This is a genomic window from Streptomyces lacrimifluminis (assembly GCF_014646095.1).
GTDB lineage: Bacteria > Actinomycetota > Actinomycetes > Streptomycetales > Streptomycetaceae > Streptomyces > Streptomyces lacrimifluminis.
The window spans coordinates 181203-187361 of record NZ_BMMU01000018.1; the positions used below are offsets into that span (position 1 = coordinate 181203).

The 6159-nt window shown below is 69.3% G+C and carries 6 protein-coding genes and 1 pseudogene; 3 read left to right on the forward strand and 4 right to left on the reverse strand.

The genetic code is table 11. The annotated features are described in order from the left end of the window. Positions 1 to 8 precede the first annotated feature (8 nt). Positions 9 to 470, reverse strand: coding sequence for an ATP-binding protein (locus tag IEY89_RS25430; protein ID WP_189149810.1), 462 nt, complete (start codon positions 468 to 470; stop codon positions 9 to 11). A 212-nt stretch (positions 471 to 682) separates the two neighbouring features. On the opposite strand from IEY89_RS25430, the gene IEY89_RS25435 reads away from it, so the two are divergent. Both IEY89_RS25435 and IEY89_RS25440 read left to right on the forward strand, forming a co-directional pair. Further along, entirely contained in the window at positions 683 to 1540 is an 858-nt protein-coding gene (locus IEY89_RS25435; RefSeq protein WP_189149811.1) for a helix-turn-helix domain-containing protein, read from the forward strand. A 9-nt stretch (positions 1541 to 1549) separates the two neighbouring features. After that, a complete protein-coding gene (locus tag IEY89_RS25440) occupies positions 1550 to 1774 on the forward strand; it encodes a DUF397 domain-containing protein (protein ID WP_189149812.1) in 225 nt (74 codons plus the stop codon). Positions 1775 to 1843: 69 nt separating this feature from the next. On the opposite strand, the gene IEY89_RS25445 is transcribed toward IEY89_RS25440, so the two are convergent. Then, a complete protein-coding gene (locus IEY89_RS25445) occupies positions 1844 to 2971 on the reverse strand; it encodes an 8-amino-7-oxononanoate synthase (protein ID WP_189149813.1) in 1128 nt (375 codons plus the stop codon). Between the two features lie 444 nt (positions 2972 to 3415). On the opposite strand from IEY89_RS25445, the gene IEY89_RS25450 reads away from it, so the two are divergent. After that, a complete protein-coding gene (locus tag IEY89_RS25450; RefSeq protein WP_189149814.1) occupies positions 3416 to 4048 on the forward strand; it encodes a VOC family protein in 633 nt (210 codons plus the stop codon). A 287-nt stretch (positions 4049 to 4335) separates the two neighbouring features. Here the strand turns inward: IEY89_RS25450 and IEY89_RS25455 are convergent. After that, positions 4336 to 5145: pseudogene (locus IEY89_RS25455) on the reverse strand (phytanoyl-CoA dioxygenase family protein); the annotation flags it as partial. Between the two features lie 218 nt (positions 5146 to 5363). Next, a partial coding sequence (locus IEY89_RS25460; protein ID WP_444545545.1) for a ferredoxin reductase family protein occupies positions 5364 to 6159 on the reverse strand: 796 nt, incomplete at its 5' end.

Genomic DNA, 6159 nt, shown 5'->3' on the forward strand with positions numbered 1-6159 from the left:
GCGAACCGTTACGGCTCCTGCTGGCCGACCGCCGTCACCGGGGGCCTGGCCGGGACCGTCCACGGAAGTTCGATCGACACCGTCTTGCCGCCTTCGCGGGTGGGGTGGACGCGCAGTCTGCCGCCCGACTCGGCGGTCAGCCAGCGGATGATGACCATTCCGCGGCCGTTGTCCTGCTGGACGGCGGCGGGCAGGCGTTTGGGGAAGCGCGGGTGACTGTCGGTCACTCCGATGCGCAGATGTTCGTCACGGTCGAGGGCGACGTCCACCGTGAAGGTGGGTGACAACCCGAAGGTGTGCTGTACGGCGTTGGTGGCGAGTTCCGAGACGATCAGGCGGATGGTGTCGGCGGCTTCGGTGTCACCCGGCAGGCCCCATTCGGCCAGCACGTTGGCCACATACGCGCGGGCGGCGGAGACCGAGGCGGGATCGCTCGACAGAGTGACGGATGCTTCCAGGTGGTCTGCCATGGCGGCGTCGTCCCTTTCCCACAGGACCGCGGCCCGACACGGAGCGGCTGGTTCGAGTACGGTCCCGGACTGGTGCTTCGCGCCAGACTGCCATTCCCACGCCGGTCACGGGGTGCGATCCACCAAGATATGCATATATCTGTCGCTCGAAGCGGTGAACTCTGCGACCCCAGAGCGTATTGGGGCGGCTCATGAGGAGTAAGGAGTGGCCCATGCAGTACGGTCCCGCGGTGCGCCGCCGAAAACTGGGTGCCGAACTGCGCGCGCTGCGCGCCAGGGCCGGTCTCACGAGCGGTGAGGCGGCCCGCCTGGTGGGCTGGCACCAGTCGAAGGTGAGCCGGATCGAGACCGGCGCGAGCGGGGTGAAACCGGCGGACGTCCGGTTACTCCTGGACGCGTACGAGGTCCCGGACGGCGAGGAGCGTGAGCTGCTGCTCGTACTGGCGGGCGGTGAACACGGCGGCCGACACCACTGGTGGCACGCCTACCGTGGCGTACTGCCGCCCACCTACCGGGATTTCATCAGCCTGGAGTCGCAGGCCAGCACGATGCGCACGCTGGAGACCTCGGTGGTACCCGGGCTGCTGCAGACCCCGGAGTACGCCCGCGCGATGACCCGGGCCGCCGTGGACGGCCTGGAGGAACCCCGGCTCGACGCCCTGGTCGAGGTGCGGCTGGCCCGCCAGGACGTGCTGCGTTCGGATCCGCCGCTGGCGCTGAGCGCGGTCCTCGACGAGGCGGTGCTGCGCCGTGAAGTGGGCGGGCCCGAGGTGATGACGCGTCAGTTGGGGCGCCTCGTGCAAGCGGCCCGCCTGCCCCAGGTGCAACTCCAGATCCTGCCGTTCGCCGCGGGGGCGTACATCGGCATCACCGGCCCTTTCGTTATCTTCTCCTTTCCGAGCACTTCTGACTTAGATGTGGTTGTTCTCGACCAGATGATGAGTAGCCTCTACCTCGAACGGAAAGAAGACCTCCAGGCCTACAGCGAGGCCTTCAACACCCTTCAGATCCACGCCCTTTCGCCCGAGGATTCGTTGGATTTCATCGCCGGTCTGCAGCACGGCGTGTAAGGAGGCACCATGTCAGCACTGCCTCGGAACGTTCCGTCCGTCATCGAACCGCCCGGTGTGCAATGGCTGCGCAGCAGCTACAGCACCGGCGCGAACAACTGTGTGGAGACGGCCCGTCCGGACACCGGATTCCGGGCCGGACTGCTCGCCGTACGCGACTCCAAGAACGCGGCGGGGCCCGCCCTGCTCTTCTCCCCCGAGAGCTGGAAGGGGTTCCTCACCGCGTTCCGGTGATCGCCCTACGACGCACGGCCGCGGTCCGCCGACTCATGGTCGCGTGTCACTGATCAACCGCACCAAGGATTACGGTCGGTTCTCGCCGATCACCTGTACCGCCCGCGTGATCTGTTCCTCGGCCAGGTCCGCGCGGGCGGTCAGCCGCAGCCGGGACACTCCGTCGGGCACGGACGGCGGGCGGAAACAGCCGACGCCCACTCCGGCGGCCCGGCAGTCGGCCGCCCACCGCACGGCCCCCTCCGGTGACGGCGCGCGCACGGAGACGACGGCCGCGTCCGGCCGAACCGCCGCCAGCCCCTCCGCCGTCAGCCGGGTGTGCAGTTCGCGTGCCACCGCACGCGCCCGTGCGGCCCGTTCGGGCTCGCGGCGCAGCAGCGTGAGGGCCGCGAGGGCCGCACCCGCCGCAGCGGGAGCGAGCCCGGTGTCGAAGATGAACGTACGGGCAGCGTTGACGAGGTGCTCGATCACCGGAGCCGGGCCCAGCACCGCACCGCCCTGACTCCCGAGCGACTTGGACAGCGTCACGGTCACGACGACGTCCGGCGCGCCCGCCAGCCCGGCCGCGTACGCCGAGCCTTGCCCTCCCTCGCCCAGGACCCCCAGCCCATGTGCGTCATCGACCACCATCCCGGCACCGAACTCCCGGCAGACGGCGGCGAGTTCGGCCAGCGGTGCCGCGTCCCCGTCGACCGAGAACACGGTGTCGGACACGACCACGGCCGGCCCGGTGTGCGTGCCGAGCGCCTTGCGGACGGCGTCCGGGTCGGCGTGCCCGACCACCTGGGTCGTGCCCCGGGCCAGTCGGCAGCCGTCGATCAGCGAGGCGTGGTTGCCCGCGTCCGAGACGACGAGGGAGCCGTGCGGTGCGAGCGCGGTGACCGCGGCGAGGTTGGCCGCGTAGCCGGAGGAGAAGACCAGGGCGGCCTCGAAACCGCAGAAGTCGGCCAGTTCGCGTTCGAGTTCCGCGTGCAGTTCGGTACTGCCGGTGACCAGCCGCGAGCCGGTGGCCCCGCCGCCCCAGCGCCGCGCGGCCCGGGCCGCGCCCTCGGTGACCTCGGAGTGACGGGCCAGGCCCAGGTAGTCGTTGCTCGCGAGGTCGAGGAGCGGCGAGTCGGCGGGGCGCGGGCGCAGGGTCCGGACGAGTCCGGCGCGGCGACGCGCCTCGGCCTGCTCGTCGATCCAGCCGAACGCCATGGGTCCTCCGCGCAGCTACTTGTTTGTCGGCAGTGGACAGACCCTAGCCGGACCCTCCGGCACCCAGATGTGGCAATACCCACAGCGGATTTTATCAAGCAAGGAAAAGACCAGTTCAGAGGCTGTATCACGCCCTAGACCGAAGATCGTTTCTCACAGTCTGTCGAGCAATGCTCAAGACCTAATAGCACTGCGGACGATGCCGAAAGCGCGTGACGCCAGCCAGAGCGTCCCGAGCGGTAACTCTCCGTGCTTGTTCGGTACGGGGAAGGCGCCAACTGACAGGGGCGCGAGCGCGCCGCACCAGCCCGGCTGCTCAACGCCGACCACGGCTCGGGTAGGCGGGGCGGCGGTCCGAAGGCCGCTCGGGCCCGGGGCCCCAGCGGGCCAGACCGAGCAGTTTTCGAGAAGTATCGGCGACTCGGCCGCCCTACCGTCGAGGACATGAACTCCATCGACTCCGTCACCCTTGAGGTGGCCGACACCACAGCCGCCGCCCGCTTCTACTCCACCGCATTCGGACTGGTCCCGCCGCAAGTGCGCCTGCGCGCCTCCGAAGCCCCCACAACCGGCTTCCGCGGTTTCACCCTGTCACTCGTGGTGTCCCAGCCAGGCAACGTCGACGCGCTTGTCGGCGCCGCCCTCGACGCCGGCGCCACCGCCCTCAAGCCCACCTCGAAGTCCCTATGGGGCTACGGCGGAGTCGTTCAGTCCCCGGACGGCACGATCTGGAAAATCGCGACATCGGCGAGGAAGGACACGGGCCCGGTCACCCGGGACTTCGACGAGCTCGTGCTCCTGCTGGGCGTCGAGGATGTGAAGGCCACCAAGCAGTTCTACATCGAACAGGGTCTCACTGTGGGTAAGAGCTTCGGCGGCAAGTACGTCGAGTTCGCCACCGGGCCGGGCCCCGTCAAGTTGGCTCTGTACAAGCGCCGTGCCCTCGCCAAGGACGCGGGTGTCCCCGCCGTCGGCACCGGATCGCACCGGCTGGTGCTCTCCAGCGACGCCGACCCGTTCAGCGACCCGGACGGGTTCCTCTGGGAAACCACTACTCCCCTGACCGTCACCGCCTGACCTCCGATTATAGGACGGCACTTACGGAAGAGGCCCCCTATGGCCTACGGCTGCATCGCATCGCCGAAGACCCGGACTGGTTCCCGCGCCGCCGACGGCCGGACGAAAAGGTTTTCACCACGGCGGGGCGGCCGACATCCTGCGGACCGCGCTGTGTACAGAGCTGCGCGCACCGGATCCGACAGCACTCGTACACATCTGCGGGCCGGACAAACTCATAGCCCACGCCGCCAACCAGACGGCCACGGCGGGCTGGCACGCCAACCAGCGAACTGGTCACGCGCTTCTCTCTGTGCCGGTCGGTTGGTGATGCGGGTGGCCCAGTACTCGATCGAAGTCGGGGTCACCGGACAGGAGGCGCCAGAGCCTGATCCGGTTGTGGATCTCCAGCCTGCCCGTGGCCTGTTCGTACCAGGGGAAGACGTGGCCCAACTCCTCACGCACCGCCGGGTCGTGCAGGTCCCCCGTGTCCCAGAGCCGCACCTGCGGCACGGTCGGGTTGAAGCGGATCTTGTACATGTGCCGGACGGTGTCGCTGTCGTTGCGCCGCCCGCCGTGCCAGATGCCGTGGTGCAGCAGGACGACCGTGCCGGCCGGGCAGGTCAGCCGGGTCTGGCCGCGCAGGTTCTGGTAGCGGCCGGTGTCGGTCTCGTTGGTCCGGCGCAGATGGCTGCCCGGGACGATGAGCGTGCCGCCCATGTCCGCGGTGACGGCCTGCGGGTAGTACATGAGCTGCACGTCGAAGGCGTCGGTCCGCAGATCGATGAGAGCGTCGGCGTGCAGCGGCTGCGCGCTGCCCTCGCGCGGATCACGCGTGTGCACGTGGTGATGGTCGACGGTCGGATCCGTGCCCACCAGGCTCTCCAACGCGCCTGCCACGGCGGGCAGTTCGACGAGCCGTCGGGCGAAGGATCGGATCCCTCGGGGAACGCCTTCGGCACAGGGGTGCCGTACGGCACGGAGGGCAGCCCCGCCGCGAAGACGCCGAACGCCTCGTTGTTGAGTTCCGCGGGCACGATGCCGTCGAGGCGCAGGAAACCGTGGGCCACGAACCGCGCCACCTGGACAGTACTCAGCAGTTGTCGTGTGGTTGGCATACGGCAACCGTTGGAAGAGACGGTACGAAGTCATCGGCCGTAATCAGCAAGCACTGGTAATTTTCCACCATGCCCCACTGCTGAAGTTCGTTCTCGACCTGCCTCGGGTCGGCTGTTTCGGACAGGGCTTCGAAACCGCACGGTAGGAGGTAGTGGGCCAGGGCCCGCGGATCTGCGCCGAGGCTCCGATGGACGCGCCCATCGGAGCCTCAACGCCGTCAGCCCAGGCCGAACCGTTCGGCGTGCACCTGCAGGCGGGGAACCTTCAGTCCGTGCAGGGCGCTGAGCACTGCCGAGGTCATCGCGGGCGGGCCACAGACGTACACGTCGCGTTCGGCCAGGTCGGGAACCAGGGCGCGGAGACTCTCCGGCTCGAACGGCGCGCTGCCCTCCCCCGTACGGCCCGTGAGCAGGTGCAGCTGCCCACCGAGGTCCGCGACCAGAGTTCGTACCTCATCGACCAGCACGGCGTCGTCCTCGCTGCGCACCCGGTAGAGCACGACGACATCGCCGCCCGCTTCCTCCTCCAGCAGGGCGCGCACCGGCGTGATGCCCACTCCTCCGGCGATCAGCAGTGCGCCGGGCCGTGTCCGGTGCAATGAGGTGAACGCCCCGTACGGCCCCTCGACGAACGCGCGGGTCCCGACCGGGAGGTGCCGCAGGCCGGCGCTGGTGCTGCCGACCGCCTTGGCGGTCAGGCGCAGTGTGCGGCCGTCGGGTGCCGCCGACAGCGAGAAGGGGTTCGCCAGCCACCAGTGGTTGTGCCCGGGGAACCGCCAGATGCAGAACTGGCCCGCCCTGGCCGGGAGCCTGTCGAGGTGCCGGCCGGTGACGTGCACCGACACCACGCCGTCCGACTCCGGCACCACCGCCGTGACCTCGAACCGGTGATAGGCGTTGCGCCACAGCGGCATCACGATCCGCCCCGTGACCAGGGCACCGAACGCGAACAGCCACAGGGCCCACCAGTAGGTCATCGCGGGCGCGGAGGAGCTGAACGTCGTGGTCTCCTGC

Excerpts from the sequence above, each read along its gene's own strand:
- IEY89_RS25450 (WP_189149814.1), top strand. The coding sequence starts at position 3,416 with ATGAACTCCATCGACTCCGTCACCCTTGAGGTGGCCGACACCACAGCC.
- IEY89_RS25440 (WP_189149812.1), top strand. The coding sequence starts at position 1,550 with ATGTCAGCACTGCCTCGGAACGTTCCGTCCGTCATCGAACCGCCCGGT.
- IEY89_RS25435 (WP_189149811.1), top strand. The coding sequence starts at position 683 with ATGCAGTACGGTCCCGCGGTGCGCCGCCGAAAACTGGGTGCCGAACTG.
- IEY89_RS25445 (WP_189149813.1), bottom strand. The coding sequence starts at position 2,971 with ATGGCGTTCGGCTGGATCGACGAGCAGGCCGAGGCGCGTCGCCGCGCC.
- IEY89_RS25430 (WP_189149810.1), bottom strand. The coding sequence starts at position 470 with ATGGCAGACCACCTGGAAGCATCCGTCACTCTGTCGAGCGATCCCGCC.